A 22151-nucleotide genomic window follows, 5' to 3' on the forward strand; every position below is an offset into this window, starting at 1 on the left:
ACCTATGGCTTCCCGCGTCCGTGCTCGACCACGCCCAGGGCGTCGGCGAGCCGGACCCTGGCCGAACCGCGGGGCAGGGGCTTCTGCTGGCCCTCGTGCGGGGCCCAGCCCGCCAGATTGACGATCTCGAAGGTCGCCGGGATCCGGCCGTCCGGCTCGCCGTATCGCTCTCCGTACAGCGTGGCAGCGCGCGCGACGATGCTGCGCGTCAGCGGCCGGGTGGTGCCGGCCAGGACATGGGTCTCGCCCATGGCGCGCAGATCGCGGATCAGGGCGAACAGGTCCGGGTAGCGGACCGTCAGACGGTCCACATCGGCGACCGGCAGGGCGAATCCGGCCCGCTGCAACAGGCCGGCGCCGTCGAACCCGTCCGCGAACGGCGAGACGCGCGCCTGGGCCCCGCCCCGTTCGGCCAGCTCGGCCTCGGTCAGGACGGCGCGAAGCTCCTTCAGGGTGCCCGCGCCCAGAAGGGTGCCGAGGAACAGTCCGTCGGGCCTCAGCGCGCGCCGGATCTGGCTGAGCGCGCCGGGCAGGTCGTTGGCCCAGTGCAGGGTCATCAGCGACACGATCAAATCGGTCGATGCGTCAGCGAGGTCCAGCGGTCTGGAGCCCGGATCGGCCGGATCGGCCCGCAGGATCGCCGGCCGGCCGATGCGTCCCGATGCGTCGCTGTCGCCGAGGACTGCCCCGAACACGCCCGCCTGGGCCGACAGGTCGACGACGACCGGAAACTGTCGCAAGGTGGCTTCGAGGCTCAGGACCGCATTCTCCGCCGCCCGGCGATGCAGGAAGTCGGCCCGGGCGAACAGGGGCGCGGATCGGGCCAGACGCAAGGCGCGGCGGGCGGAATCGAAGATGACGGGGGGGCCGGGGGCGGTCATGAACCTTCAGGATGGGGACTGGAGCGCGCGTTGGGAAGCGGCTCGTGCGCGCGCGGTCCTCGGCATGGCCGCCATCGGTCGGGGGATCGCCGACCTGATCCTGCCCCCCATGGCCCACGACAGCCGCGAGGCGACCCAGGCCGCAGGCCTGACGGCCGACGCCTGGAGCCGGGTCGTGTTTCTGGAGGACCCGGTCTGCGACGGGTGCGGCGCGGCGTTCGAATACGACGGCGGCGATTTCGCCTCGGACCGCTGCGCGGCCTGCCTCGCCTCTCCCTACCGGTTTTCGCGCTGCCGGGCGGCCTGCGTCTATGACGCGGCGTCGCGCGGCCTGATCCTGCGGTTCAAGCATGGCGACCAGCAGCAGTTCGCGGGCCTCTTCGCCCGCTGGCTGGGTCGCGCCGCCGCCCCGTTGATCGACCAGGCCGATGCCGTGGTGCCCGTGCCGCTGCATCCCACGCGCCTGCTGGCGCGACGGTTCAACCAGTCGGCCGAGATCGCCCGGCCCCTGGCCCGGTCGGCGCGGCTGGACTATCTGCCCGACGCCCTGCTGCGCACGACGCGGACGCAATCCCAGGGCGGGCGCAGCGCGCGGGGTCGGCGGCTGAACGTCAAATCGGCCTTCACCCTGACCGAGGCGGGTGCGCGCCGTGTCCGGGGGCGGCGCATCCTGCTGATCGACGATGTGCTGACGACCGGGGCCACGGCCGAGGCCTGCGCGAAGGTCCTGCTGGAGGGCGGGGCCCGCGCCGTCGATCTGGCCGTCATCGCAAGGGTGCGAACGGCACGCGAAGTCCCTAAGTAAGCCGTATACCCCTCAGTTTTTCGGAGTTTCGCCTTGGCCGACGTCGTCCTCTATACCAAGCCCGGTTGCCCCTATTGCCACGCGGCCATGGCGCTGCTGGACCGCAAGGGCGCGGCCTATACCGAGATCGTCGCCTCCAGCGATCCGGCCAAAAAGGCCGAGATGGTCGAAAAGGCCGGCGGCAAGGCCACCTTCCCCCAGATTTTCATCGACGGAAAACACATCGGCGGGGCCGACGACATGAGCGCCCTGGACCGTCGTGGCGGGCTGGATCCCCTGCTGGCCGCCTGATGTCATCTAGCCTGCCCATCGCCCTGATCCAGACGCGGACGCCCGCCACGGCCACCGCGGCCCTGGCGCACGTCGAGCCGCTGATTCGCAAGGCGGCGGCGGAGGGCGCCAGGCTGATCCTGACGCCCGAAGGCTCGAACCTGCTGGAACAGCGCCGGGATCGGCGGGTGCTGGCGATCGTCGACGAGGATCAGGACGTGGCCGTGATCGGCCTGCGGCATCTGGCGGCCGAACTGGGCGTCTGGCTGCTGATCGGCTCGGCCATCGTCCGGTCCGGCCATGCGGGCGACGACCGGGCGGCGAACCGCTCACTGCTGATCGATGCCAACGGCTCGATCGTGGCGCGCTACGACAAGCTGCATGTGTTCGACGTCGACCTGGCCAATGGGGAGACCTATCGCGAAAGTGCGTCGATCCGGCCGGGCGACGGGGCCTGCGTGGCAGGCACGCCCTGGGGCAGACTGGGCCTGACGGTCTGTTACGACGTGCGGTTCCCGCATCTGTTCCGCCAGCTGGCCAGGGCCGGCGCCGGCATGATCGCCGTGCCCGCCGCCTTCACTGTCCCGACCGGCGAGGCCCACTGGGAGATCCTGCTCCGCGCCCGCGCGATCGAGACCGGCGCCTTCATCCTGGCCCCGGCCCAGGGCGGCATGCACGAGGACGGTCGCAGGACCTGGGGCCGGTCCATCGTCGTCGGACCGTGGGGCGAGGTGATCGCCAGGCTGGATCACGACGACCCGGCCGTGCTGCATGCGACGCTCGACCTCGCGGCGGTCGAGGTGGCCCGTGCCTCCGTACCCCAGTTGCGGCACGACCGCGCGTTCGCAGCCCCATGATCCGCTATGCCCTGAGATGTGAGGCCGACCATCCGTTCGAGGCCTGGTTCGGATCGTCCGGCGACTATGACGACCAGGCCGCCCGGGGGCTGGTCGAATGCCCGTTCTGCGGATCGCGAGACGTATCGAAGCAGATCATGGCCCCCGCCGTCGCCGGAACGCGAAGCGCCGCGCCCGCCGTGGACATGGCCAGGGTCCAGACCCTGATGATGCAGGCCGCACGCGAGGTGCGCAGCCACGTCGAGGCGAACTTCGACTATGTCGGCGACACCTTTGCCCGCGAGGCCCGCGCCATTCACGAAGGCAAGTCCGAGAAACGCGAGATCTATGGCGAGGCGACGCCCGCCGAGGTGAAGGCGCTGAAGGCGGACGGCGTGCCCTGCACTGCGCTGCCGCCCGCGCCGATCGATCCCGCCAAGGTCAACTGATGCAGACCGGCTGGCGGCCGATGCGCGCCGACGATCTGGACCGCGTGGCCGAGATCGCCGCGATCGGTTTTCCCGACCATTTCGAGGGCCGGGACTGTTTCGCGAACCGGCTGGCGCTCAGTCCGGCGGGCTGTCTGGTGCTGCAGACGTCGCAGGGGCTGGAAGGCTATCTGGTCGCCTATCCCTGGCGCGTGGATGCGACCCCGGCCCTGAACACCCTGATCGAGGCGATTCCGGCGGACGCCGGGGTCATGTATCTGCACGACCTCGCCCTGACTCCGGCGGTCCGGGGTCAGGGCTGGTCGAGACCGGCCGTCCGCGCGGTGGTCGATCGGGCCCGGGCCGGCCGATGGCCGACCGTCGCCCTGGTCGCCGTCAACGATGCCACCGCGTTCTGGCGCGGTCACGGGTTCGAGGTCCGGGAGGCTCCGGACATGGCGACCCGACTGGCCAGCTATGGTCCGGACGCCCGCTACATGACCCGGGACGTCGCGCCGACCGTCTAGCTGCGGGTCCAGCCCTTTTCGGCCATACAGGCGCGGAAGGCGTCTCGACCGTCGGTGCGTTCGTCGCACTCGTCGCGCGCGGCGTCGAAGGGCTGGGCATTGTTGCCGTGCCAGGCCATGTCGTCGCTGTCGGCGTCGATCACGGTGATGCAGCCCGTGGTCATCGGGGCGGCAGACAGGCTGGCGAGGATCAGAAGGCGTTTCATGAGAGGCTCCACGGTTTGAAGCCTCTCGATGCCACCCGGGCCTGCCGGAATCCCGTTACGATCCCGTCATGTGGGTGAATTCGCGGTAAGGTGACGCTTCAGTCCCGGGTCGCGACCATCATGAAGTTGACGTCGGCATCCGCGCTTTCGCCCCAGCGGTCGGTCAGCGGGTTGTAGACCAGGCCGGACGGCCCGGTGACGGTCAGGGGTTCGGCCGACAGCATCCTCCGGATCTCGTCGGGCCTGGGGAACTGTCGCCAGTCGTGGGTCCCCGCCGGCACCCAGCGCAGGATGTATTCCGCCGCGATCTTGCCCAGGGCCAGGGACTTCAGCGTCCGGTTCAGGCTGGCCACGATCATGATGCCGCCGGGGGCCACCCGCCGCGAACAGGCGCGCAGGAAGCTTTCGGGATCGGCGACGTGTTCGATGATCTCCAGCACCAGAACGACGTCGAACGGACCCGCCCCCTCGGCCTCGATCTGTTCGACGGTGGCGGCGCGATAGGCGATGTCCAGCCCCTGTTCGTCCGCATGGGTCCGGGCGGTGCCGATGTTCTCGGACGAGGCGTCGATCGCCGTGACGGTGAACCCCAGCCGCCGCATCGGCTCGGCGATCAGCCCGCCGCCGCAACCGATGTCGATCAGGCTCAGTCCCGCGAAGGCCTCCCGTCTGGCCGGATCGCGGTGAAAACGCTCCGCGACCCGATCGCGGATGAAGGCCAGCCGGGCCGGATTGAACCTGTGCAGGGGCGCGAACGGCCCGCGCGCATCCCACCATTCCGCCGCCTGGGCCGAAAAGCGCGCGACGTCGGCCGGGTCGATGCTGGCCCCCTCGGCGCGATCCGTGGCGATATCGGCAAAGTCTTGCCCCGTTTGGGGTTTGCGCCCGGACAAGGGGTCGTTAGAAGCGGCCATGGCGCAAGGGTGAACCCCTTTTGCGCCCGCCATGCAAGACGGGGATTTCCGCCACGATGACGCGGACACGATGACGACGCCGGTGTCCAGACGCCTGGTGATGAAGTTCGGTGGCACCTCCATGGGCGACCTGGAGCGCATCCGCCGTGCCGCGCGCATCGTCGCCGCCGAGGTCCGGGCCGGACATTCCGTCGCCGTCGTGGTGTCGGCCATGGCGGGCAAGACCAATGAGCTGGTGGCCTGGACGGACGGGGCGGGTGCGGCGGCCGCCGGTCTGCCGCTGTCGGACGATGAATACGATGTGGTCGTCGCCTCCGGCGAACAGGTCACCTCGGGTCTGCTGGCCATCACCCTGCGCAACATGGGCCTGAACGCCCGCAGCTGGATGGGCTGGCAGATTCCCATCCTGACCGACGAGGATCACGCCCGCGCCCGCATCGTCGATGTGCCGGGCGAGGTCCTGGGGGCCGCGCTGGACGCCGGGGAGATCGCGGTGGTGCCGGGGTTCCAGGGCCTTTCGCCGTCGGGCCGGATCACCACCCTGGGCCGCGGCGGATCGGACACTTCGGCCGTGGCGGTGGCGGCGGCCCTGGGCTGTCCGTGCGACATCTATACCGACGTGGACGGCGTCTATACGACCGATCCCCGCATCGAGAGCCGGGCGCGGCGGCTGGAAAAGGTCTCCTACGAGGAGATGCTGGAGATGGCCTCCCTGGGGGCCAAGGTGCTCCAGACCCGCTCGGTCGAGCTGGCCATGGCCAAACAGGTGCCGGTGCGGGTCCTGTCCAGCTTCATCGAACCCGACGAAAACGGCGTCCTGCCCGCCAAGTCCGGCACGCTCATCTGTGACGAGGAAGAAATCGTGGAAAAACGCATCGTGTCCGGCGTCACCATGAGCCGTGACGAGGCCCGGATCACCCTGCTGGGCCTGTCCGACCGGGTCGACGCCCCCGCCGACGTCTTCACCCGCCTGGCCGAGGCCAGTGTCAATGTCGACATGATCGTCCAGTCCCAGGCCCGGACCGAAGGCGCGGTCAACCTGACCTTCACCACCGGCCGCCGCGACGCCGCCCGCGCCGCCGACCTGATGCGCGCGGCCCAGGGCGCCATCGGCTTCGAGGAGATCCGCGTCGACGAGGACGTGGCCAAGGTCTCGGTCGTCGGCGTCGGCATGCGAAGCCACGCGGGCGTGGCCCAGACCATGTTCCGCGCCCTGGCCGACAAGGGCGTCAAGTTCCAGGCCATCTCGACCTCGGAGATCAAGATCAGCGTCCTGATCGACGCCGCCTATGCCGAACTGGCCGTCCGCGCCCTGCATTCGGCCTATGGGCTGGAAGCGGTTTGAGAGGCCTGTAGGCGGACCCGACCAGCGTCCACCCGGGGTGGTTGGCGGGTGTGCCCTGTCCCGCGCCTGGGCGACATGCGCTGAACGTTTGACGGTGGGCGACAGCCTTCTCCTCTTTCGATTCAGACCGGGGTCATTATCATCTGTCTCTGGGGGGATATGACGTATGGCAGACGCTTCAGCGCCGCGCTCACGACGGAAGAAGTCCGTCGCGGCCCCGACCACGCCGGATGCGATCGAGATCGCCATGGGGGCCGAGGCCAGCGGTGATGCGCCGGTCGGCCCGGCGCACGATGTGCTGGTGAAGCAAGGCCGCCTGCTGGATGAACAGCTGAGACACCTCAAGCTCCAGGGGTTCAGCGAGCGGATCGGCGCGGGGCTGAAGATCATGGGCGGCGTGGCCGGGCTGATCGCCGCCGGCGCGCTCGGCATGATGGTCTGGAACGCCAGCCAGGACCGCAGCCTGCTCATCCAGGCGTTCAGTGCGCCCCCCGACCTTGTGCAGCGCGGCCTGACGGGCGAGGTGCTGGCCTCCAAGCTGCTGGACCGGCTGGCCCGGATCGATGGCCAGGCCCAGTCGCTCCGGGCCCCCGAGACCTTTCGCAACGACTGGGGCAGCGAGATCCAGGTGGAGATTCCGCAGACCGGCGTCTCCATCGGCGAACTGGACAAATATCTGCGCCAGTGGCTCGGCAAGCGGACCGGCATTGGCGGCGAAGTGGTCCGCATCGGCGATCAGGTGGCGGTGACCGTGCGCGTCGGCTCTGCCGGTGCCGTGACCCGGCAGGGTGCTGAGGCGGATATCGATAGCCTGATGCAGCAGGCGGCCGAGACCGTTTTCCAGCGCACCCAGCCGTTCCGGTACAGCAAATATCTGGAGTTCACCGGCCGCATGGAACAGGCGATGGCTGTGGCCGTCGATCTGGCAACGAACGGCCCCTACGATGAACGCGCCTGGGCCTGGGCCCAGATCAGCAATCTCCACCTGGAAAGCGGCGACATCCGCGCCGCCGTCTTCGCCGCACGACAGGCGGTCGATCTTGATCCCGAACTGGGCCTCGGCTGGGTAAATCTCGGCATCGCCGAAGGCAAGCTCGGCCATGAACGCGCTTCTCTGGCGGCGATCGAGCGATCGGTTGCCCTCCTGACCAGCGGCCGGGGCAAGCTGTCCGAAACCGGCATTGCGATCGGTTACTTCAACGCCTCACAGGTGCCGTTGTTGCGCGGCGACTTCAAAGAGGCCACCAGGCTTTTCCAGAGGCGGCAGAGCCAGACCACCTACCTGAACACTGACGAACAGGGGCAGTGGATCGCCGCCTCGGCTGCGGTTGCCCTGCATGACGTCAACGGCGCGCGCGCGATCATCGGCCGCCTCGTTCCAGATACCGAGCCCGAGCGATACAGCAACCAGTACCGTCGCGTGCTCCAGCCTCGCGCCGAACTGGCCGCGGAACGCGGCGACTGGCGGACGGCGCGCGACCGCTTTCGCGCCATGATCGATGCGGCACCTGCGTCCGCCTCCACCGCCGTCATCACCTCCCTGACGCCGCCGCTCGTCATCGCGGAGATCAAGGTGGGGAATGTCGCGGAGGCGGCCCGGCTGGCGGCGACCCTGCCCGACGACTGCGCCGCCTGTGTCGGGGCCAGGGCGGCCGTGGCCGAGGCGATGGGAGATCGGCCTGCAGCGGATCGCCTGTTCGCGCGCTTTGTCCAGCTGGCCGCGCCGGGCCCCTTCGCCCTGTCGGCCTGGGGTGAAGCGAGGCTGGGGCGAGGGGATGTCGATGGTGCCCTGGCCCTGTTCCGCGACGCTCAACGCGAAGGCCCTCGCTGGGCTGACGCCTACAAGCTGGAAGGCGACGTCCTTTTTCGGCAGGGCAAGGCGCGCGAGGCGGCGGCAGCCTATCGTGAGGCCATCGAGCGGGCCCCAAACTGGAGTGCTGCGCATCTGGGCCTCGGCCGGGCGTTGATTGCGTCCGGGCGCGAGCGCGAGGGCCGCGCAGCCCTGGCGGCGGGTGAACGCCTGAAGGCCTAGCCGATAACATTCCTTCATCGACGCCTGAGCGCCACTCGCTCCAGCAGACAGAAAGAACGAACCGGAAAACCGATCTTCGCACGGCGCGTTGCATCTCTCCCCTTCGCTGCCGCGCCCTATAGCCTCCACCGCCTTCCCCCCCTATCTTCGGCGCGCCCTGCGACGGGGACGATCAGGGAAAACGCATGCCGGTAGCGGGCGGAACGATGACGAGGGGGCCACGCGTCCTCCTGCGCCAGATCCGCGAGGCCATGGCCGACGGCGGCCCGGCCCAGGGGCGTCTGGACGTCGTCGTCACCACCATCGCCCAGTCGATGGTGGCCGAGGTCTGCTCCATCTATCTGCGGCGGGCGTCGGGCGAGCTGGAGCTGTTCGCCACCCACGGCCTGAACCGCGACGCCGTCCACGCCACGCGGCTGAAGGCCGGCGAGGGTCTGGTGGGCGAGGTCGCGCGTATGGCCCAGCCGATCAGCCTGTCGGACGCGCCCAACCACCCCAGCTTCTCCTATCGGCCGGAGACGGGAGAGGATCCCTATCACGCCTTCCTGGGCGCGCCCCTGCTGCGCGGGGGCCGGGCCATCGGCGTGCTGGTGGTCCAGAACAAGTCCGAGCGCCGCTACGATCCCGACGAGGTCGAGGACATCCAGACCATCGCCATGGTCCTGGCCGAGACCGTGGCCAGTGGCGAACTGCTGGCCCAGGAAGAACTGCGCGACATCGAGGTCGCGCCGCACCGACCCGAGCGCATCAAGGGCCAGAGGTTCGCAGAGGGCCTGGCGTTCGGCCACGTCGTCCTGCACGAAGCCCCTCTGCCGCCCGAACGGCTGCTGGCCGAGAACCAGCAGGTCGAGGAAATCCGGCTGCGAGAAGGCTTGCTGACGCTCAAGGCCTCCATCGACGCCCTGCTGGACGGGGGTCAGGGCAAGCTGGCCGGCCAGTCGTTCGAGGTGCTGGAAACCTACCGGATGTTCGCCGACGACCGGGGCTGGAACCGGTCGCTGGAAGAGGCGGTGCGGGGCGGTCTGACGGCCGAGGCCGCCGTGGACCGGGTGCGCAACGAGCACCGCGCCCGCTTCGCCCAGGCGCGGGATCCCTACATCAAGGAACGCCTGCACGACTTCGAGGACCTGGCCAACCGGCTGCTGCGGGTGCTGGGGGGCGAGAATCCCGGACAGCGCGTCCTGCCCGACGACGCCATACTGGTGGCCCGGAACCTGGGCCCGGCCGACCTGCTGGAATATCCGCGCGACCGCATCCGTGGCCTGCTGATGGAAGAAGGTTCGGCGGCCAGCCACGCCGCCATCGTGGCGCGCGCGCTGCAGATCCCTTGCGTCGGTCGTCTGCAGGGCATCCGCGACCGGCTGAGCGAGGGCGATCTGGTCATCGTCGACGGCGAGACGGGCGAGGCGCATCTGCGCCCCCGGCCCGACATGCTGGAATCGGCCCAGTCGCGTATGGCCCTGCGCGATCAGCGTCAGGCCGAGTTCGCCAAACTGCGCGACGTGCCCGCGATCACGGCCGACGGCACGCGGATCACGCTCCTGACCAATGCCGGGCTGGCAGTCGATCTGGAGAACCTCGACGCGACCGGGGCCGAGGGCATCGGCCTGTTCCGCACCGAGTTCCAGTTCATGGTGTCCGAGGAACTGCCGCGCCTGAACTCGCAGACCGCGCTTTACCGGCTGGTGCTGGACTCCGCGGGCGACCGGCCGGTGACCTTCCGCACCCTGGACATCGGGGGCGACAAGGTCCTGCCCTATATGGAGACCACCGAGCGGGAGGAGAATCCCGCCCTCGGCCGCCGCGCCATTCGACTGGGCCTGGACCGGCCATCCTTGCTGCGCCTGCAACTGCGCGCGCTGCTGGCGGCCGGGGCGGGGCGGGAACTGCGGGTCATGTTCCCCATGATCGCGACCGTGGACGAGTTCCGCGCCGCGCGCGAGCTGGTCGACGTCGAATGCGAATGGGCGCGCCGGCGGGGGCGTCCCTTGCCCGCGCGCCTGCGGGTCGGGGCCATGATCGAATGCCCCAGCCTGCTGTGGCATCTCGACGCGCTTCTGCCGCTGACGGACTTCGTTTCGGTGGGGTCCAATGACCTGTTCCAGTACATGTATGCGGCGGACCGGACGAACCCGCTGGTGTCGGATCGCTACGACGCCCTGTCGCCGCCGGCCTTGCGCGCGCTCCAGTCCATCCAGAAAGCCTGCACCGAGACGGGCACGCCGGTATCGGTCTGTGGCGAGCTGGCGGGCCGGCCGCTGGAGGCGTTCGCCTTGATTACGCTGGGATTCACGCACCTGTCGGCCCCGGCTGGCGGGGTGGGTCCGGTGAAGCGGATGATCCTGTCGGCCGATCTGGTCGCGGCGCGGCGTGGCATGACCAATCTGCTGGGATCGTCCGCCGGTTCGATCCGAAACGAGATCGAAAGCCTGGCCCGGAAGTTGAACGTCGGTCTGTGAGAGTCCCTGTCCGGGACGCCAACACGCTTAACAAGACGTTGATACGGCAACCGAAATGGGTTATCCACAAGACGCTACACGTGTGCCTCCGGGGGGAGGCGGCGATTGTCATGCCGACGGTGTAGGCGGTGAGTTGTTGAGTACGGCGACCGTTTTCATGACGGTGCCGAGTATGGGGCATAGCGTCATGGCGCTGGATGCGGGGACCGTCCCCGATGAGTTTCGGGCCCACCCGGACTGGAAGGACCCCGTGCCCTCCATCACAGAGGCAGCGACTCTCGGTTCGGGCCTGCGCAAGGCGCGCGAGCTGTCCGGCCGGTCCCTGGCCGAGCTGGCCGCCGACACCCGGGTTCACGAGCGTTATCTGCGCGCGCTGGAAGAAGACAATGTCTCCGCCCTGCCGTCGCGCGTCTTCGCCATCGGCTATGTGCGCGCCTACGCCGGAGCGCTGGGCCTGGACGAACAACTGGCCGTCGAACGCTACAAGCGCGAGACGCCGGACGCCTCCGTGGCGCTGCAGGCTCCGGTCGGCGTCGCCTTCGAGGATGTGAAGCGCTATTCGCCGCGCATCATCGGCACCGTCCTTCTGCTGGCCGTGGCGGTGATCGGCTGGAACGTCTTCCAGCGGGTCAGCCTGATGCGCGCGCCCCAGCCGTCCGACATCGCCGAGGTGCCGGAAAGCTGGTCGCTGGGCAACGTCCCCGGTCAGGACATCGTGCGGGTGGGCGCGCCCCTGGCCGCGCCGCCGGACCAGACCACCCCCGCCCTCTACATCACGCCGGGTCTCGAGGCCGAGCTGACCGGCATCGATCCCACGGACACGTCCGCCGTCGCCGCCGCGGCCGTCCGGAACGCTCCGCCGGTCCAGGCCGCCTTCAATCCGCGTGGCGCGATCTATGGGGCCGCCGCCAACTCATCCCAGGTCGTGCTGCAGGCGAAAAAGGCCGGGGCGCTGGTGGTGCGCATGGCCGACGGACGGGTCCTGTTCGCCCGGCAACTGGCGGCGGGCGAGGCCTGGCGTGCGCCCACCGGTCTTTCGGCCGTGATCGACGTGTCCGATCCGGCCGCCTTCGACGTCTATCTGAATGGCGAACTGGGCGGTGCCTTGACCGGCGTCCTGACGCCCCTGGCCCAGCTGAACGCCCGCGCCCAGGCCCTGGCCCGTCAGACGGCCGTCCAGGTCCAGGCCGAGGCGACCGCGGCCCAGGCCGCTGCCGCCCGCGCCACCCTCGCGACGCAGACCAGCGTCACCCAGACCGTCGATTCGGCCGGGCAGACCCTGTCCACCGCGGCGAATCCGGGCTGATCCGGCGCGTCGCTGCGCGTCATGGCCTTGTCGTCGCGACGGGCCTATATTGAGCGCGTCATGAGCGACCATTCCCATATCCGACCCTGGCGCCATATCGAGCGTCGGAAGTGCCGCCAGATCATGGTCGGCAATGTCCCGGTCGGCGGCGACGCCCCGATCAGCGTCCAGTCGATGACCAACACCCTGACCTCGGACGCCAATGCGACCATCGGCCAGATCCGCGAGCTGGAAGAGGCCGGGGCGGATATCGTCCGCGTCTCCTGTCCCGACGAGGACTCCACCCGCGCCTTCCGCACCATCGCCCGCGAGGCCAGGGTGCCGCTCGTCGCCGACATCCATTTCCACTACAAGCGCGGCATCGAGGCCGCCGAGGCCGGGGCCGCCTGCCTGCGCATCAATCCGGGCAATATCGGCAATGCGAGCCGGGTCCGCGACGTCATCCAGGCCGCCAAGGACCACGGCTGCTCCATGCGCATCGGCGTCAACGCCGGCTCGCTGGAAAAGGAGCTGCTGGAGAAATACGGCGAGCCCTGCCCGGACGCCATGGTCGAGAGCGCGCTGAACCACGCCCGCATCCTGCAGGACCACGACTTCCACGCGTTCAAGATCTCGGTGAAGGCCTCCGACCCCTTCCTGACCGTCGCCGCCTATCAGCAGCTGGCGGAGCTCATCGACTGCCCGCTGCACCTGGGTGTCACCGAAGCGGGCCCCCTGCGCACCGGCACCATCAAGTCGGCCATCGGCATGGGCAATATGCTGTGGGCCGGGATCGGCGATACCATCCGGGTCAGCCTCGCCGCCGATCCGGTCGAGGAGATCAAGGTCGGCTTCGACATCCTGAAGTCGCTGGGTCTGCGCCACCGCGGCGTCAATATCATCGCCTGCCCGTCCTGCGCGCGTCAGGGCTTCAACGTCATCGAGACGGTCGGCATCCTCGAGGAAAAGCTGGCCCATATCTCCACGCCGATGTCGCTGTCGATCATCGGCTGCGTCGTGAACGGCCCGGGCGAGGCCCTGTATACGGACATCGGCTTCACCGGCGGCGGGGCCGGGTCCGGCATGGTCTATCTGAACGGCAAGATCGCCCACAAACTGGCCAATGACGGCATGGTCGAGCACATCGTCGAGATGGTCGAGGCCAAGGCGGCCGAGCTGAACGCGGCGCGCGACGCGGCGCTGGAGGCCGCCGAATAGAAGGCTCGTCAGGTGACCGGGCTACGGCCGAGGGCACGTCCTCGACCAGCCCGGATTATCGGTCCTCTGGCTGCGCGATCGCGGCGAGACGCCCGGTCGGGTGCCCGGTGGATACAGTGATGCCCGTGGAAGCGGCATGGAGCGGGTAATCTACAGGACGTCGGCCAGCTGGAGCCCCTGATAGGTCGCCAGCACCAGCAGCAGGCCGCCCACGGCATAGGTCAGGGCCCGCTGCGGCACGATCCGGGTGACATAGCCCGCGAACGGAGCGGCCAGCAGGCCGCCGACCACAAGGCCGGCCACGGCTGCAGCGTGATTGGTCAGGGCCTCCGCATCCTTCCAGTGCCCGGTCACCAGGGCCCAGACGAAGGTCGCCGAAATGGCCACAGTGACGAAGAACTCGGCGGTATTGGCCGTGCCGATGGCGCGGCGGGGCTCGGCGCCCGCGCCCACGAGGGTCGAGGACACGGTCGGACCCCAGCCGCCCCCGCCGATGGCGTCGAAGAATCCGCCGACGATCCCCAGGGGCGCCATGATCCAGGCCGGACGAATCCTGCGGGCGGGCGTGTTCTGTGTCGCGCGCCACAGGATATAGCCGCCCATCAGGGCGAGGTAGGCGATCACGAACGGCTTGATCTCGTCGCCCTTGATCCCCGCCAGTACATAGGCACCCAGGACGCCGCCGATCACGCCCGCGACCGCGAGCGGCACCAGCAGCCGCCATTCCACGTTCCGGTGCCCGATATGCGATCCGGCCGACGCGGCCGTGGTGAACACTTCCGCCCCGTGCACGCTGGCCGATGCCGTTGCAGGCGGCACACCGAATGCCAGCAGAACCGAAGACGAAATCACGCCGTAGGCCATGCCCAGGGCACCATCGACCGCCTGGGCGAACAGGCCCACGACCAGAAACAGCAGAAACGTTTCCATTCAGCCCCCAGACCTGCGCCGGGAGGAGGCGCACGGACCGTCTGCTTCAGAGCTAATGCACGGGCGGGCGAAGGGTAACGCCCCATGACGCCGATGTTATCCGCCGTGATGCTCCGGGCCCCCCCGCATCGACAGGCCGCCCGCCGCGCGATAAGGCTCCGCCCCTTCGCTTTTCGAGACGTTCCGCCCTTGCATCTGCCCCAGTCCAAGCTCGATCAGGTCCTGGATCGCTTCCACCAGGTGGAGGCGCGCATGGGCGCGGCCAGTGACGGGCAGGAGATCGTGCGCCTGTCCAAGGAGCACGCCGAGATGAAGCCGGTGGCCGATGCGGTGCTGGCGCTCGCCCGGGCCAGGAAGGAGATCGAGGATCTTGAGGCCATGACGGCCGATCCCGAGATGGCGGCCATGGTGGCCGACGAGCTGGACACGCTGAACGCCCGCCTGCCCGATATGGAGCGCGATGTCGCCCTGCTGCTGGCCCCGCGCGACGCCGACGAGAACGCCTCGGCCGTGCTGGAAGTGCGGGCCGGTACCGGCGGGGATGAGGCGGCCCTGTTCGCCGGCGACCTGTTCCGCATGTATTCCCGCTATGCCTCCACGCGGGGCTGGAAGGTCGAGCTGGACTCGGCGACCGAGGGCGATGCGGGCGGCTACAAGGAGATCATCGCCACCGTCACCGGCGACGGCGTGTTCGGACGGCTGAAGTTCGAGAGCGGCGTCCACCGCGTCCAGCGGGTGCCGACGACCGAGGCGGGGGGGCGCATCCACACCTCGGCCGCGACCGTCGCCGTCCTGCCCGAGGTCGAGGACGTCGAGATCGAGATCCACGACAAGGACATCCGGATCGACACCTATCGGGCGTCGGGTTCGGGCGGCCAGCATGTCAACAAGACCGACTCGGCCGTGCGGATCACCCACTTCCCGTCCGGGATCGTGGTGACGTCCTCGGAGAAGTCCCAGCACGTCAACCGCGACAAGGCGATGAAGAACCTGCGCGTGCGCCTGTACGACATGCAGCGCCAGATGAAGGACAGTGCCCGGTCCGATGCGCGCAAGTCCCAGGTCGGCTCGGGCGACCGGTCCGAACGCATCCGCACCTACAACTTCCCGCAGGGGCGGGTGACCGACCACCGGATTGGCCTGACCCTGCACAGCCTGCCGCAGATCCTGGAGGGCGATCTGGATGCCCTGCTGAACGCCCTGATCGCCGAGGATCAGGCCGCGCGCCTGTCCGACCTCGAGGCCGAATTCGCCTGACCCGACGGCCGCGACCACCGCGCCCTTGCCCGGCGTCGCCGCCCCGCGTAGAGCGCAAAGACATGTTCGGCCTCGCCAATCCCCAACGCTTCATGTCGTTCACCCGGCCGCTCGTGCCGGTGCTGTGGGTCGTGGCCGCGGGCCTGCTTCTGGTCGGCATCTGGCTGAGTTTCACCGCGCCGGGCGACTATCAGCAGGGCGACACGGTGCGGATCATGTTCGTCCATGTGCCGGCGTCGTCGCTGGGGCTGATGGCCTATTCGGCGCTGGGAATTTCCAGCTTCTTCGCCCTGGTGTTCCGTCATCCGCTGGCGGATGCGGCGGCGCGGGCGGCTGCCCTGCCGGGCGCGGCCTTCACCCTGCTGGCGCTGGTCACCGGCTCGCTCTGGGGCCAGCCGATGTGGGGGACCTGGTGGGTCTGGGACGCGCGGCTGACCAGCGTGCTGGTCCTGTTCCTGTTCTATATCGGCTATATGGCCCTGCGCTCGGCGATCGACGACGAGGCGCGTGCGGCACGGGCCGCCGCCATCCTGGGTCTGGTCGGGCTGATCAACCTGCCGATCGTGAAGTTCTCGGTCGACTGGTGGAACACCCTGCACCAGCCCGCCTCCCTGCTGCGGGCGGGCGGGTCGTCCCTGGCCCCGGTCTTTCTGGCGCCTCTGTTGACCATGATGGCCGCCTATGGGGCGCTGTTCCTGGCGGTCTGGCTGACCTCCATCCGCACCGAGATCGTGCGTCGCCGGGTGCAGTCGATCCGTGCGCGCATGGCGCTGGAGGCCTGATATGTTCGACCTGGACATGAGCCCCTATGCCGCCTTCGTCTGGCCCGCGTGGGGCATCAGCGTCGTCGTGCTGGGCTCGGTCGTGGTGCGCGCCGTCGCCGCGTCGCGGAAATGGAAGGCGGAGCTGAAGCGGCTGGAAGATCAGCCCACGGTCGAGTCATGAGCCGCTGGTTCTCCATCATCCCGCTGGTGGTTCTGGCCGCCCTGGCCGTGCTGTTCATCGGCTGGTCGCTGAAGCGCGATCCGGAGTTCAAGCCCGCCGCCCTGGTCGGCCGCACGGTGCCCGAGACGGTCCTGCCCATCCTGAAGGACGGCGTGCCCGGCCCCCAGAACGTCGACATCCGCACCGCCGGTGTCGGCAAGCCGATGATCGTCAACGTCTTCGCCAGCTGGTGCGCGCCGTGCCGGGTCGAACACCCCCAGCTGCTGAAGCTGCAGGCGCAGGGGATCGCCATCGTCGGTGTCGCCTACAAGGATGAGCCCGAGGCGACCCAGGCCTTCCTCGACGAGCTGGGCGATCCGTTCGCCATGGTCCTGGTCGATCAGGATGGTCGGGCGGGGCTGGAGATGGGGATTTCGGGCGTGCCCGAAAGCTTTGCCGTCAATGCCATGGGGCAGGTCGTGGCCAAGTCGTCCGGGCCACTGCTGACCGACGCCGACCTGAAGCGGATGACCGACGCCCTGGCCGCCCCGCCCCGACCCCTGCCGACGGCAACGTCGCGCTGACCCCGCGCTCAGGCAGCGAAGCGCCGCGCGCTGAGCGATAGCGCCCTTAAGACCGCGCTCAGGCAGCGAAGCGCCGCGCGCTGAGCGTTAGCGCCCCTGTATGCCTGTTAACCTTTTGTCGACAGGATTCGTTAACCCTGTCGACATGAGCACGATCCGTCCCGACCTGCCGTCGGCCTTGCCCGCCGCTCCGACCGGACCGGCGGCGCAGATGCGCGCGGCCCAGTCGGCCTTTTTCCGGGCGGCCATGGGCGATGTTCAGGTGACGCCTCAGCAGACGCCTCAGCCACGGCCCACAGCGGCGGCGGCGGCGGCGGAACCGGAAACGCCGCGCGCCCCCCGCCCCGGCCAGCTGCTGGATATCCGGGTCTAGACTGCGGGTTCGACGGCCTTCGCCTTCTTGGGCTTCCTGGCCTTCTTTTCAGGTTCGGCCGCCTTCCTGGCCGCCTTTTCCGCCTTCCTGGCGTCCTTCTGGGCCTTTTTGAGCGCTTTCATTTCGGCCCTGGCCTGTTCCGGCGCGGCGTCGGCCGAGGCGGCCAGCTCGCCGAGCAGTTCGAGGAAGCCGTCGCGCTTGGCCTTGGGCAGCAGGCCCATGATCCGCTTGTCCGCGGCCTCGACCCTGGGCCGCGCGGCCTCCAGCAGGGCCTTGCCCTCGGCCGACAGGCTGACGGCCATGGCGCGGGCGTCGAGGCTGGAGCGTTCGCGGGCCAGCAGACCCCTGGTCGTCATGCGTGCGACCAGATCGGCCAGGGTCGAGCGGTCGATGCCGGTCGCCTTGACCAGATCCGTCTGGGTCAGGCCGGACTTGACCGATACGGCTTCCAGCACGGCGAACTGACGCTGGGTGGGCCCGTCAGCCCCGGTTTCCTCGGCATAGATGTCGAGCGCCAGTTGAAGGACCCGGTGCATCAGATGGCTGGGTGAATCCGCAAGCGTCCCCGCCCGCCTCGCCTGTTTGCCGGACTTGACCATCGCACGCATCCCTCTGCCGTATGCGGAGGGTTATCAGCGTCGCTTTACAGATTTATGGCGCTCATGCGCCAGGCCACTGCGCGGCGCGCGACCGCGCGCGCTGCGGGCGCTCTCGGCTTGGGCCCGGGGGCCTGGCGGTCGATGGCTGGCCATCTAGTAGGACGTCACATCACCCCGTGACTGTGGCCCGAGAGCGGTGTTGGACCTCAGCCATCCGACGATCGACAGCCGGTCCCTTGCCGCGAAGGACGCCACCTGCGTCACCGCGTGGCGGGTGGGCACGACGAACAGGTTCAGCGCATTGAACGCCGGCACCCAGCCGTGCTCGATATGGCCGTCCTCGCCGTAGAAGACCAGGTTCCCGCCCCAGTCGGCCCGCCAGTCGCGGCTGAAGTTCAGCACATAGCCGTACAGCCGGTTCTTGCCCGGCGAAACGTCATTGTGGCTGGTCAGGACATGGCCGGGCCGATACCGCGAGGCCTGGGCGTCGGCCAGATCGATCCGGTCGTCTCCGGTCACGGTGCGGACGAAGGCGATGAAGGCCTCGCTGTTCAGCCAGTCCAGAACCGCATCGGCCGCGTCGCCCCGGGTCACCTCCAGTTCGCGCTCGGCGGTCAGGCGGCGGGTATCGAAGATGTACTGCGTCAGGGGGCTGGAGCCGTCCACGGCCGCCTCGTCCAGCCAGGCCTGTTTGGCCGGGTCCTGTGCGACGCGCCCGTCCAGCGGCAGTTCCAGAAACGTGCCGCCCGCCGCCACCGTCGTCTTCCAGCGTCGTTCGGCCGCCAGAACCGCCTCGATCGCATCGGCGTCCTCTGTCACCAGGATGCCGGGGATATGCAGCCTCCGCCCGCCCGCCTGAAAGGCCCGGGCCAGTGCGGTCGCGTCCAGTTCGGGTGACAGGCGCAGCGGCGTCATCCCTGGCCTCCCGGCGGCGGGGTCGTCCGCCACCAGCCGGTGATCGAATAGCGCGGCAGGCCCGCAAACGGGGCCACCATCGACACCGCATGGCTCTGCGGCACCCTGAACACATTCAGCGTCCCTGCACCCGGCAGGAAGGTCTCGCTGACCTCGCCGTTCTCCAGGAACATCAGCAGCCCGCCCCATTCCGCCCGCCAGTCCGGCGACAGGTTCAGCACATAGGCATACAGCCGCCCGGCATCGACATGCTCGTCGGTGTGCCGGTTCAGGAAATGGCCGGGCAGATACCGCGTCGCCTGGGCGTCGACATAGGCGATCCGGTCGTCCCCGGTCAGCGTCCGCGCGAAATCGAGGAACGGTTCGGCATTGAACCAGGCATGCAGGTCATAGAGCGCCTGCGGGATCGCCAGACCCAGGCTTCGCGCCTGACCCAGTCTCAGCCGGTCGAACAGGAACTGGAAGCCCTCCGTCGCCTCCTCGTGCGCCAGGGCGATCAGCCGGGCCTGTTCGTGCAGGGGCTCGGCCTCGAACATCGCGACGGGCACGTCGGCGTTGTAGGGATTGTGCATGGCCCGCATCCAGACCATCGCCGGATCGGTCACCGCCTCATGGAGTCCTCCGACGCCGTCCTGCAACAGGCCGGGAAGGCGCACGCGCGAGCGCGCGGCCAGCCGCTCCCGCGCCGCGGCCATATCCAGACTGGGCGACAGCACGGTCACGATTCCACGGTCACCACGATCTTGCCCATGGCGGTGCGGTCCGACAGCGCCTGGATCGCCTCATGCGCGCGCTCCAGCGGGAAGGTCCGCGACACCCGCGGCTTGATCCGGCCCTCGGACCAGAACCGCATCAGGTCCGCCATATTGGCCGCGTGGCCGGCCGGATCGCGCGCGACGGCCGCGCCCCAGAACACCCCGATCACAGAGACGGACTTCAACAGGGTCAGGTTCAGCGGAAACGACGGGATCCCCGCCGGAAAGCCGACGACCAGATAGCGCCCGTTCCAGTCCATCGACCGCAACGCCGGCTCGGCATAGTCGCCGCCGACCGCGTCATAGACGACGTCGGGCCCGTCGCGGCCCGAGGCCAGCTTCAGCTCGCCCGACAGTTCCTTCTGCGCGGCTTTGTCCATCGCTCCGGCCGGATAGATCAGCCCGTTGTCGGCCCCCAGGTCGAGGGCGAACTGGACCTTGTCGTTGGTCGAGGCGGCGGCCGTCACCTGCGCCCCCATGGCCTTGCCCAGCTCGACCGCGGCGGCCCCCACGCCCCCGGCCGCGCTCTGAGCGCGGTGTTCATCTTCAGCCATTGCATACTGGCTAGCTCGCCCGACAGTTCGGCGTCCCAGACACCTGGTTCTCGGCCGCCCCGGGCCCCTGGCACCGTCTGCGCGGCTTTGTCCATCGCTCCGGCCGGATAGATCAGCCCGTTGTCGGCCCCCAGGTCGAGGGCGAACTGGACCTTGTCGTTGGTCGAGGCGGCGGCCGTCACCTGCGCCCCCATGGCCTTGCCCAGCTCGACCGCGGCGGCCCCCACGCCCCCGGCCGCGCCGCTCCATCGACGCCGGTCCGCGAAGCCGGATAGATCGCGCATCAGCCCGTTGTCGGCCCCCAGGAGTTCGAGGGCGAACCGATCCCGACCTTGTCCGTTGGTCGAGGCGGCGGCCTGTCGGCGACGTCAAGGGCGCTGCGGCCCATGGCCGTACTCGCTGGGGCGGTCAGAACGGCCGGCGGTCCGGCCGACAGCCGATCAGCTCGTCGGTCGACCGCGGCGGCCCCCACGCCCCCGGCCGCGCCCAGCACCAGCAGACGCTCGCCCGGCTGCAGCCTCGCCCGGTCCTTCAGCGCGTAATAGGAGGTGCCATAGGTCAGGACCAGGCCCGCAGCCTCCTCGAACGACATGGCGTCCGGCATCCGGATCAGGCTGTCGGCCCGGACCGCGATCCGTTCGACCAGGCCGCCCCAGCCCGGTACGGCGATGACCCGGTCGCCCTTGAACACGCCCTTGACGCCCTCGCCGACAGCCTCGACCACGCCCGCGACCTCGCCGCCGGGCGAGAAGGGGCGTTCGGGCCGGAACTGGTATTTGTCCTCGATGATCAGCGTGTCGGGGAAGTTGATCCCGACCGCCTTGACCTCGATCACCACCTCGCCCGCCTTGGGCGTGGGATCGAGAACCTCCTCCACGACGAGGGACGAAGGACCACCGACGGTCTTGGACAGGACTGCGCGCATTCTTTGGGTCTCGTTTGGCTTGGCGGGTCTGATGCGCGTTCGCGCGACGTCAGGCCCGCCTGTCAGGATGGTTCTCGGCTTCGCGTGAGGCTAAAGAGCGCCACGCCCGATTGAAAGAGGCGACCGTATCAGGAGACGCCCATGCCCGGACCCGCCCTCATCCTGCATGGCGGTGCCGGGGCCCGTCAGGGGCGCGATTACAGCGCCGAGACCGCCCATATGCGGCAGGTCGTCCAGGCCATGGCCGTTCGGCTGGCGGACGGCGCGGCGGCGCTTGACGTCGTGGTCGAGGCGATCGTGCGGCTGGAGGATTCGGGTCTTTACGTCGCCGGCCGCGGGGCCTCGCCCAATCTGGCGGGGGAATATGAGCTGGACGCCAGCCTGATGGACGGCATGACCCGCCGCGCCGGGGCCGTCGCCGCCTTCCAGGGCTATCGCAACCCGGTCCGGGCCGCGCGCGCGGTCATGGACCACAGCCCCCACGTCCTGCTGGCCGGGTCGGGAGCCTCCGCCTTCGCCGCCGAACACGGGCTGAACCCCATCGACGACCCCGACACCTGGTTCACCCGGGCCGGACAGGGCGAGGACAACCATCCCCCCGGTCAGGGTCGGACCGCCGCCCTGGCCCATGGCACCGTCGGCTGCTGCGTGCTGGACAGCGAGGGCCGTCTGGCGGCGGGCACCTCGACCGGCGGCGTGTTCGGCAAGCTGCCGGGGCGGGTCGGCGACACCCCCATCCCCGGCGCGGGCGTCTGGGCGACCGACCGGGTCGCGGTCTCCTGCACGGGCCAGGGCGAGTATTTTATCCGCACCAACGCCGCCGCCGGCGTCGACTGGCGCGTCGCATCGGGCCAGTCCCTGGCCGAGGCCACGGCCGCAGCCATCGCCGAAATCGGCACCCTGGGCGGCGACGGCGGCCTGATCGCGCTGGACGCCGAAGGCCACCGCGCCGACCCCTTCAACAGCCAGGGCATGAAGCGCGCCTGGCTGACGCCGGACGGCCAGGTCGGGGTCGACGTGTTCGGGAAATAGCGCGCGATCTTCTCCCTCCCCCGCGGGGGAGGGAGAGCGACCCGCCCACATTACACCGCTGTAACTTACACCGCTCGCCAGCCCTGATACGGTCGTT

The 22151-nt window shown here is 69.4% G+C and carries 24 protein-coding genes and 2 pseudogenes; 16 read left to right on the forward strand and 10 right to left on the reverse strand.

Features of this window, described 5'->3' with window-relative positions; translation table 11 throughout:
* Nucleotides 1-2: 2 nt before the first annotated feature.
* Entirely contained in the window at nucleotides 3-881 is an 879-nt protein-coding gene (locus HZ989_RS03290; RefSeq protein WP_209322225.1) for a methyltransferase domain-containing protein, read from the reverse strand.
* Here HZ989_RS03290 and HZ989_RS03295 point away from each other — a divergent pair.
* The 5 genes from HZ989_RS03295 to HZ989_RS03315 are packed head-to-tail and all read left to right on the forward strand — an operon-like array spanning nucleotide 880 to nucleotide 3747.
* Entirely contained in the window at nucleotides 880-1686 is an 807-nt protein-coding gene (locus HZ989_RS03295; protein ID WP_209322226.1) for a ComF family protein, read from the forward strand. The two genes, HZ989_RS03290 and HZ989_RS03295, sit on opposite strands and share 2 nt — an antisense overlap.
* 33 nt (nucleotides 1687-1719) lie before the next feature.
* On the forward strand, nucleotides 1720-1977 hold the full coding sequence (gene grxC, locus HZ989_RS03300; protein WP_209322227.1) for a glutaredoxin 3: 258 nt from the start codon (nucleotides 1720-1722) through the stop codon (nucleotides 1975-1977).
* Nucleotides 1977-2813, forward strand: a complete 837-nt coding sequence (locus HZ989_RS03305; protein WP_209322228.1) for a carbon-nitrogen hydrolase family protein — start codon at nucleotides 1977-1979, stop codon at nucleotides 2811-2813. Before grxC ends, HZ989_RS03305 begins: the two co-directional genes overlap by 1 nt.
* Nucleotides 2810-3241, forward strand: coding sequence for a DUF1178 family protein (locus HZ989_RS03310; RefSeq protein ID WP_209322229.1), 432 nt, complete (start codon nucleotides 2810-2812; stop codon nucleotides 3239-3241). The genes HZ989_RS03305 and HZ989_RS03310 overlap by 4 nt, the downstream gene beginning before the upstream one ends.
* Entirely contained in the window at nucleotides 3241-3747 is a 507-nt protein-coding gene (locus tag HZ989_RS03315; protein ID WP_209322230.1) for a GNAT family N-acetyltransferase, read from the forward strand. Before HZ989_RS03310 ends, HZ989_RS03315 begins: the two co-directional genes overlap by 1 nt.
* Here HZ989_RS03315 and HZ989_RS03320 read toward each other — a convergent pair.
* Nucleotides 3744-3953, reverse strand: a complete 210-nt coding sequence (locus HZ989_RS03320; RefSeq protein WP_209322231.1) for a hypothetical protein — start codon at nucleotides 3951-3953, stop codon at nucleotides 3744-3746. The two genes, HZ989_RS03315 and HZ989_RS03320, sit on opposite strands and share 4 nt — an antisense overlap.
* 98 nt (nucleotides 3954-4051) lie before the next feature.
* Nucleotides 4052-4867, reverse strand: coding sequence for a bifunctional 2-polyprenyl-6-hydroxyphenol methylase/3-demethylubiquinol 3-O-methyltransferase UbiG (gene ubiG, locus HZ989_RS03325; protein ID WP_209322232.1), 816 nt, complete (start codon nucleotides 4865-4867; stop codon nucleotides 4052-4054).
* A gap of 70 nt (nucleotides 4868-4937) precedes the next feature.
* Here ubiG and HZ989_RS03330 point away from each other — a divergent pair, with 70 nt between their 5' ends.
* From HZ989_RS03330 to ispG, 5 genes are all read left to right on the forward strand, one after another.
* On the forward strand, nucleotides 4938-6212 hold the full coding sequence (locus HZ989_RS03330; protein WP_209323021.1) for an aspartate kinase: 1275 nt from the start codon (nucleotides 4938-4940) through the stop codon (nucleotides 6210-6212).
* A 166-nt stretch (nucleotides 6213-6378) separates the two neighbouring features.
* Complete coding sequence (locus HZ989_RS03335) at nucleotides 6379-8244, forward strand: tetratricopeptide repeat protein (RefSeq protein ID WP_209322233.1); 1866 nt, start codon at nucleotides 6379-6381, stop codon at nucleotides 8242-8244.
* 206 nt (nucleotides 8245-8450) lie between these two features.
* Complete coding sequence (gene ptsP, locus HZ989_RS03340; RefSeq protein WP_245162434.1) at nucleotides 8451-10703, forward strand: phosphoenolpyruvate--protein phosphotransferase; 2253 nt, start codon at nucleotides 8451-8453, stop codon at nucleotides 10701-10703.
* A gap of 157 nt (nucleotides 10704-10860) precedes the next feature.
* Nucleotides 10861-12009, forward strand: coding sequence for a helix-turn-helix domain-containing protein (locus HZ989_RS03345; protein WP_245162435.1), 1149 nt, complete (start codon nucleotides 10861-10863; stop codon nucleotides 12007-12009).
* A 60-nt stretch (nucleotides 12010-12069) separates the two neighbouring features.
* Entirely contained in the window at nucleotides 12070-13206 is a 1137-nt protein-coding gene (gene ispG / locus HZ989_RS03350; RefSeq protein WP_371812971.1) for a flavodoxin-dependent (E)-4-hydroxy-3-methylbut-2-enyl-diphosphate synthase, read from the forward strand.
* A gap of 150 nt (nucleotides 13207-13356) precedes the next feature.
* Here the strand turns inward: ispG and HZ989_RS03355 are convergent, their stop codons facing one another.
* Nucleotides 13357-14136: a sulfite exporter TauE/SafE family protein gene (locus HZ989_RS03355; RefSeq protein WP_209322236.1), complete on the reverse strand. Its 780-nt coding sequence runs from the start codon at nucleotides 14134-14136 to the stop codon at nucleotides 13357-13359.
* Between the two features lie 189 nt (nucleotides 14137-14325).
* On the opposite strand from HZ989_RS03355, the gene prfA reads away from it, so the two are divergent.
* The 5 genes from prfA to HZ989_RS03380 all read left to right on the forward strand — a co-directional run bounded on the left by prfA (nucleotide 14326) and on the right by HZ989_RS03380 (nucleotide 17274).
* A complete protein-coding gene (gene prfA / locus HZ989_RS03360) occupies nucleotides 14326-15393 on the forward strand; it encodes a peptide chain release factor 1 (RefSeq protein ID WP_209322237.1) in 1068 nt (355 codons plus the stop codon).
* 62 nt (nucleotides 15394-15455) lie between these two features.
* Nucleotides 15456-16175, forward strand: a complete 720-nt coding sequence (gene ccmC, locus HZ989_RS03365; protein WP_209322238.1) for a heme ABC transporter permease CcmC — start codon at nucleotides 15456-15458, stop codon at nucleotides 16173-16175.
* A 1-nt stretch (nucleotide 16176) separates the two neighbouring features.
* Nucleotides 16177-16338 (forward strand): heme exporter protein CcmD, encoded by a 162-nt coding sequence (ccmD, locus tag HZ989_RS03370; RefSeq protein ID WP_209322239.1) that lies wholly within the window; start codon nucleotides 16177-16179, stop codon nucleotides 16336-16338.
* Nucleotides 16335-16901: a DsbE family thiol:disulfide interchange protein gene (locus tag HZ989_RS03375; RefSeq protein ID WP_209322240.1), complete on the forward strand. Its 567-nt coding sequence runs from the start codon at nucleotides 16335-16337 to the stop codon at nucleotides 16899-16901. The genes ccmD and HZ989_RS03375 overlap by 4 nt, the downstream gene beginning before the upstream one ends.
* 145 nt (nucleotides 16902-17046) lie before the next feature.
* Nucleotides 17047-17274, forward strand: a complete 228-nt coding sequence (locus HZ989_RS03380) for a hypothetical protein (protein WP_209322241.1) — start codon at nucleotides 17047-17049, stop codon at nucleotides 17272-17274.
* Here HZ989_RS03380 and HZ989_RS03385 read toward each other — a convergent pair.
* From HZ989_RS03385 to HZ989_RS03410, 6 genes and pseudogenes are all read right to left on the reverse strand, one after another.
* Complete coding sequence (locus tag HZ989_RS03385; protein ID WP_209322242.1) at nucleotides 17271-17873, reverse strand: MarR family winged helix-turn-helix transcriptional regulator; 603 nt, start codon at nucleotides 17871-17873, stop codon at nucleotides 17271-17273. The genes HZ989_RS03380 and HZ989_RS03385 overlap by 4 nt on opposite strands.
* Nucleotides 17874-18026: 153 nt before the next feature.
* Nucleotides 18027-18788 carry a 2OG-Fe(II) oxygenase family protein gene (locus HZ989_RS03390; RefSeq protein WP_209322243.1) on the reverse strand — a complete coding sequence of 254 codons (762 nt, stop codon included), beginning with the start codon at nucleotides 18786-18788 and terminating at the stop codon, nucleotides 18027-18029.
* Nucleotides 18785-19510, reverse strand: a complete 726-nt coding sequence (locus HZ989_RS03395) for a 2OG-Fe(II) oxygenase family protein (RefSeq protein ID WP_209322244.1) — start codon at nucleotides 19508-19510, stop codon at nucleotides 18785-18787. Before HZ989_RS03395 ends, HZ989_RS03390 begins: the two co-directional genes overlap by 4 nt.
* Nucleotides 19507-20067: pseudogene (locus HZ989_RS03400) on the reverse strand (zinc-binding dehydrogenase); the annotation flags it as partial. The pseudogene HZ989_RS03400 and the gene HZ989_RS03395, both read right to left, overlap by 4 nt.
* Nucleotides 20007-20381 (reverse strand): hypothetical protein, encoded by a 375-nt coding sequence (locus tag HZ989_RS15295; RefSeq protein WP_371812972.1) that lies wholly within the window; start codon nucleotides 20379-20381, stop codon nucleotides 20007-20009. The pseudogene HZ989_RS03400 and the gene HZ989_RS15295, both read right to left, overlap by 61 nt.
* 185 nt (nucleotides 20382-20566) lie before the next feature.
* Nucleotides 20567-21022 (reverse strand): annotated as a pseudogene (locus HZ989_RS03410) (alcohol dehydrogenase catalytic domain-containing protein); the annotation flags it as partial.
* Between the two features lie 141 nt (nucleotides 21023-21163).
* Here HZ989_RS03410 and HZ989_RS03415 point away from each other — a divergent pair.
* On the forward strand, nucleotides 21164-22054 hold the full coding sequence (locus HZ989_RS03415; protein ID WP_209322245.1) for an isoaspartyl peptidase/L-asparaginase family protein: 891 nt from the start codon (nucleotides 21164-21166) through the stop codon (nucleotides 22052-22054).
* Nucleotides 22055-22151 lie beyond the last annotated feature (97 nt).

Origin of the sequence: Brevundimonas sp. AJA228-03, assembly GCF_017795885.1 — a bacterium.
In the GTDB taxonomy this organism is placed as follows: domain Bacteria; phylum Pseudomonadota; class Alphaproteobacteria; order Caulobacterales; family Caulobacteraceae; genus Brevundimonas.

Excerpts from the sequence above, each read along its gene's own strand:
- HZ989_RS03295 (WP_209322226.1), top strand. The coding sequence starts at position 880 with ATGAACCTTCAGGATGGGGACTGGAGCGCGCGTTGGGAAGCGGCTCGT.
- HZ989_RS03290 (WP_209322225.1), bottom strand. The coding sequence starts at position 881 with ATGACCGCCCCCGGCCCCCCCGTCATCTTCGATTCCGCCCGCCGCGCC.
- HZ989_RS03305 (WP_209322228.1), top strand. The coding sequence starts at position 1,977 with ATGTCATCTAGCCTGCCCATCGCCCTGATCCAGACGCGGACGCCCGCC.
- HZ989_RS03310 (WP_209322229.1), top strand. The coding sequence starts at position 2,810 with ATGATCCGCTATGCCCTGAGATGTGAGGCCGACCATCCGTTCGAGGCC.
- HZ989_RS03315 (WP_209322230.1), top strand. The coding sequence starts at position 3,241 with ATGCAGACCGGCTGGCGGCCGATGCGCGCCGACGATCTGGACCGCGTG.
- HZ989_RS03320 (WP_209322231.1), bottom strand. The coding sequence starts at position 3,953 with ATGAAACGCCTTCTGATCCTCGCCAGCCTGTCTGCCGCCCCGATGACC.
- ubiG (WP_209322232.1), bottom strand. The coding sequence starts at position 4,867 with ATGGCCGCTTCTAACGACCCCTTGTCCGGGCGCAAACCCCAAACGGGG.
- HZ989_RS03330 (WP_209323021.1), top strand. The coding sequence starts at position 4,938 with ATGACGACGCCGGTGTCCAGACGCCTGGTGATGAAGTTCGGTGGCACC.
- HZ989_RS03335 (WP_209322233.1), top strand. The coding sequence starts at position 6,379 with ATGGCAGACGCTTCAGCGCCGCGCTCACGACGGAAGAAGTCCGTCGCG.
- ptsP (WP_245162434.1), top strand. The coding sequence starts at position 8,451 with ATGACGAGGGGGCCACGCGTCCTCCTGCGCCAGATCCGCGAGGCCATG.
- HZ989_RS03345 (WP_245162435.1), top strand. The coding sequence starts at position 10,861 with ATGACGGTGCCGAGTATGGGGCATAGCGTCATGGCGCTGGATGCGGGG.
- ispG (WP_371812971.1), top strand. The coding sequence starts at position 12,070 with ATGAGCGACCATTCCCATATCCGACCCTGGCGCCATATCGAGCGTCGG.
- HZ989_RS03355 (WP_209322236.1), bottom strand. The coding sequence starts at position 14,136 with ATGGAAACGTTTCTGCTGTTTCTGGTCGTGGGCCTGTTCGCCCAGGCG.
- ccmC (WP_209322238.1), top strand. The coding sequence starts at position 15,456 with ATGTTCGGCCTCGCCAATCCCCAACGCTTCATGTCGTTCACCCGGCCG.
- ccmD (WP_209322239.1), top strand. The coding sequence starts at position 16,177 with ATGTTCGACCTGGACATGAGCCCCTATGCCGCCTTCGTCTGGCCCGCG.
- HZ989_RS03375 (WP_209322240.1), top strand. The coding sequence starts at position 16,335 with ATGAGCCGCTGGTTCTCCATCATCCCGCTGGTGGTTCTGGCCGCCCTG.
- HZ989_RS03380 (WP_209322241.1), top strand. The coding sequence starts at position 17,047 with ATGAGCACGATCCGTCCCGACCTGCCGTCGGCCTTGCCCGCCGCTCCG.
- HZ989_RS03385 (WP_209322242.1), bottom strand. The coding sequence starts at position 17,873 with ATGGTCAAGTCCGGCAAACAGGCGAGGCGGGCGGGGACGCTTGCGGAT.
- HZ989_RS03390 (WP_209322243.1), bottom strand. The coding sequence starts at position 18,788 with ATGACGCCGCTGCGCCTGTCACCCGAACTGGACGCGACCGCACTGGCC.
- HZ989_RS15295 (WP_371812972.1), bottom strand. The coding sequence starts at position 20,381 with ATGCGCGATCTATCCGGCTTCGCGGACCGGCGTCGATGGAGCGGCGCG.
- HZ989_RS03415 (WP_209322245.1), top strand. The coding sequence starts at position 21,164 with ATGCCCGGACCCGCCCTCATCCTGCATGGCGGTGCCGGGGCCCGTCAG.